The organism is Amycolatopsis sp. SID8362, from assembly GCF_010550475.1.
Classification (GTDB): domain Bacteria; phylum Actinomycetota; class Actinomycetes; order Mycobacteriales; family Pseudonocardiaceae; genus Amycolatopsis; species Amycolatopsis eburnea.
Genome location: NZ_JAAGNB010000631.1, coordinates 1 through 3,225 on the forward strand (window position 1 = coordinate 1; position 3,225 = coordinate 3,225).

6 protein-coding genes are annotated in these 3,225 nt (G+C 71.5%); 5 read left to right on the top strand and 1 reads right to left on the bottom strand.

Annotated elements, in window-relative coordinates; genetic code table 11:
* From G3I65_RS19725 to G3I65_RS19745, 5 genes are all read left to right on the top strand, one after another.
* The coding region (locus G3I65_RS19725) for a tetratricopeptide repeat protein (RefSeq protein WP_160697419.1) at window positions 1–710 on the top strand (710 nt) is incomplete at its 5' end.
* Window positions 711–787: 77 nt separating this feature from the next.
* The gene (locus tag G3I65_RS19730; RefSeq protein WP_160697420.1) at window positions 788–1,096 is read left to right on the top strand and encodes a YbaB/EbfC family nucleoid-associated protein; all 309 of its coding nucleotides are present in this window, start codon (window positions 788–790) and stop codon (window positions 1,094–1,096) included.
* A gap of 26 nt (window positions 1,097–1,122) precedes the next feature.
* Complete coding sequence (locus tag G3I65_RS19735; protein ID WP_160697421.1) at window positions 1,123–1,401, top strand: hypothetical protein; 279 nt, start codon at window positions 1,123–1,125, stop codon at window positions 1,399–1,401.
* Between the two features lie 16 nt (window positions 1,402–1,417).
* Complete coding sequence (locus G3I65_RS19740; RefSeq protein ID WP_160697422.1) at window positions 1,418–1,771, top strand: hypothetical protein; 354 nt, start codon at window positions 1,418–1,420, stop codon at window positions 1,769–1,771.
* A gap of 8 nt (window positions 1,772–1,779) precedes the next feature.
* Window positions 1,780–2,481 carry a hypothetical protein gene (locus tag G3I65_RS19745; RefSeq protein ID WP_160697423.1) on the top strand — a complete coding sequence of 234 codons (702 nt, stop codon included), beginning with the start codon at window positions 1,780–1,782 and terminating at the stop codon, window positions 2,479–2,481.
* Window positions 2,482–2,490: 9 nt separating this feature from the next.
* Here the strand turns inward: G3I65_RS19745 and G3I65_RS19750 are convergent.
* The coding region (locus G3I65_RS19750; RefSeq protein WP_160697424.1) for an endo alpha-1,4 polygalactosaminidase at window positions 2,491–3,225 on the bottom strand (735 nt) is incomplete at its 5' end.

Here is a 3,225-nt window from a genome sequence, read left to right on the forward strand (position 1 = left end):
TGGGCCGGCTCGGCCAGGCGCACGCCGACTTCCTCGCCGTGGTCGCGAGCCGGCGCCGGCGCGGCGACCTGTTCGGCCAAGGCCGCGGTCTGACGAACGTCGGCATCGTGCTGAAGGAACTCGGCCGGCTGGACGAAGCGGTGGCCTGCCTCGCGGACTCGATCGAGCTCGTCGAGCGGCACGGGCCGGCGGGCGCGTCCCGGGTCGCGCTGTGCTGCATGGCGGAGGTCCACCTGCAAGCGGGCCGCCACGCCGAAGCGAGCCGGTACGCCGGGCAGAGCCTGGCGCGCTCCCGGGCCCACGACGACGTCACCGGAGCGGCTTACGGCCTGGCGGTGCTCGGCCAGGCCCAGTACGGGCTCGGTGACCTGGCGGCGGCCGAGAGCGCGCTCGACGAGTGCATCGCACTGTGCCGGCAAGCCCACGAGCGAAGCGACGAATGGGAAGCGCGCCTGTCCCGGGCGCAGGTGCGCCTGCGGCGGGAAAACCCGGACGGCGCCGCCGAAGACGCTCGCCGCGCCTTGGAAATCCTCGGTGACCACGGCGATGCCTACGGGCGCGGCGCGGCCCACCGCCAGCTCGCCAGGGCCCTGCGCGCGCTCGGTTCGCCGACGGCCGGAACCCACCACCACACGGCAGCCGCCCTGCTCGGCGCGTCGGCCACCATCCCCAACGCCACCTTGGAAACGCTCCTGGGCCAAGCGCCCTGAAGGAACCGTACGGGAACCGGTGAGATACCGGGGCCCGGCAAGCTGTTGTCTCCTGATCGAGGGGGCGCGTGGGGATCATGACCGGAGAACCCGACAGAACGGACTTGCGTGCCCGGTACCGGGCGCGGGCCATCGAGCTGGGTGCGCTGCTGGCCGAGGCCCGGCACACCGGGCGGGCCGACCAGGCGGACGTGACCGCGGTGGTGGACGGGCGTGGCAATTTGCTGGACCTGCGCATCTCGGCGGACGCGGTGCGGGGACCGAAACCGCAGCTGATCGGCCCCGGCGTGGTCGAAGCCGTCGTTCGCGCCCGCGCGGTCGCCGCCGAACACGCCGCCCGGCTGGCCGAACCGGCCCCGGACGAGAACACGGTGGAGGACTGGTGAATCCGTACGACCTGTTGTACGCGCGGGTGATCGAGCTGGAAAACGGGTTGGCGCGCGGCCGCGCCACCATCGCCGGCTTCGCCGAAATCCGGCACACCACGCCGATCGCGGGAGACCTGGGCACGGTCGTCGTGTCCGGCGACAGCCGGTTGCTAGCGGTGGATCTCGACCTGGCCGCGGTGCGCTACACCACCGCTGCCGCGCTCGGCGAAGCCGTGCTCACGGCCATCCGGCGGGCCGAACAGGGCAGTAAGGACCATCGGGCGGAAGCGCTCGCGCAGGCGTGGGGAAACACGTTCACCTGACCGAAGGGAACAACGGATGATCGAGGCGCCGGACGGCGGGTTCGGGGTCGCCGCGGACCAGCTGGAGAACGCGGCGGTCACGTTCGAGGATGTGGCGGCCGACTGGGCGCGGCTGCGCGCCGACATGGCGGGCTGGGCTCTGGCGGACGACGCGCTGGGCTTCCTCGGCCGGCAGGCCGGTGTGGTCGGCGAGTACAACGCCGCGCTGTCGGTGGTTCAGGGCAAGACCGCGAGCAGCGCGGCCAGCCTGCGGCAGGCCGCCGACGAGCTGCTCGCCTCGGCACGGAAGTACACCGCGACGGAAACTTCCATCCAGGAGGGACTCACCCGCATGGCAAGCGACATCCCCGAGGGGCCGGGGCGGAAATGACCAGTGACGTGCCTGCGCTCATCCGGCAGCCGTACCCGGTGGAGAACGACAAGCTCATCCGGCACTGGGCGAACGAGTGGTACATCGACAACGGCGACGCGATCAGCACCCTCAACCGGATTCGCGACGAACTGTTCGGCAACGCCGACCAAGTCCACGCCCTGGCCGAACAGTGGGCCGCCAACACGGTGATCGCCTCGGGCAAGCAGAGCATCACCACCGCGACGACCAACCTGGCCGGGTACTGGCAGGGGCCGGCCGCGGAATCGTTCGGCAGCTGGGTCGGCTCGAACGGCGGAGGCGTGCTGTCGGTGTTCGAGAGCAACGGCGCCGCCATGACCGACATCGGCACCACCCTGGGCAACTGCGCGGCGGAGGTGTACAACACCTACGGCAACGCCATCAACGCGATCGGCCAGTGCGCCGGTGCGCTCGCCGGGATCGCGACCGACGTCGCCTTCAACCTCGTGCCCGGCCTCAACGTGCTCGCCGACATCGACATCGTCGACAAGGTCTCCAGTGCGCTGGACACGTTCGTGACCGCGGTGGCCGGTTTCATCGCGGACGCGGTGAAGCAGATCGGCGCGTACAAGGCGCAGGGTGTGACGGTGACCGCGGCCGCCAACTACGGGTTCACCGCGGTGCCCCCGCCCGGCGCGCTGGTCGGTTACCCCGACAAGTGGTGGATGGAATCCCAGCAACGGCAATGACGGCGGGCGCTACGGGGTGCACGGCCACCGGGGCGCGTCGAGGGCGCGGTTCTTGCGCATCGAGCTGAACCCCAGTGCGGTGGTCTCGGCGCAGAACCGCGCCGGCTCGAGGTTGTACTCCACGTGGAAGACGGCTTTCCCGGCTTCGACGAACGGCGTCAGCAGCGGGCACCCGCCCAGTTCGGCGCACTCCTCGTCGACCGAGAAGTCGAAGTCCGCCACCAGGTCCCGGACCTGGCCGAGGTCGTTCTTGAGCGCGATCGACAGGCCGAGCTCGTGTGCCATGCCGGCGAGCATCCGGTTGTAGGCCAGCTGGTCGGCCGCGGTCAGCGGGAAGCCGGTGTCCTCGTCGTAGCCGTCGACGTTGTCGCCTTCGATCGCGTCGAACCCCTTGTCGCGGCACTGGCCGAACCGCGCCGCCATGATCGGGCGCAGGGTGTCGCGGCGGCGGATGTCCAGCCAGCGCTCGCCGTCCCAGCCGTCGCTCTTCCCCTTGACCTCGGGCGGGAACGCCGCCGCGTCCGGCCGGAAGTCTTCGGCCGCGCCGACGTTGACGTAGCAGACGACCTTGCGGCCGGCCGCGTGCAACCCGGCGACCACGCCGGCCTCGGTGTCGACGCCGTCGATGTCGTACACCGCGACGTCCACGCTCGTGTCGAGCTTGCCGCTGAGCTGCCACTGCCAGGTCGTGCCGGGCGCGGGCTGCCAGCGTCCCGGCGCGCGCGGCGCGGCCGAAACCGCCGG

Coding starts and splice junctions, on each gene's coding strand:
- G3I65_RS19730 (WP_160697420.1), top strand. CDS start 788: ATGACCGGAGAACCCGACAGAACGGACTTGCGTGCCCGGTACCGGGCG.
- G3I65_RS19740 (WP_160697422.1), top strand. CDS start 1,418: ATGATCGAGGCGCCGGACGGCGGGTTCGGGGTCGCCGCGGACCAGCTG.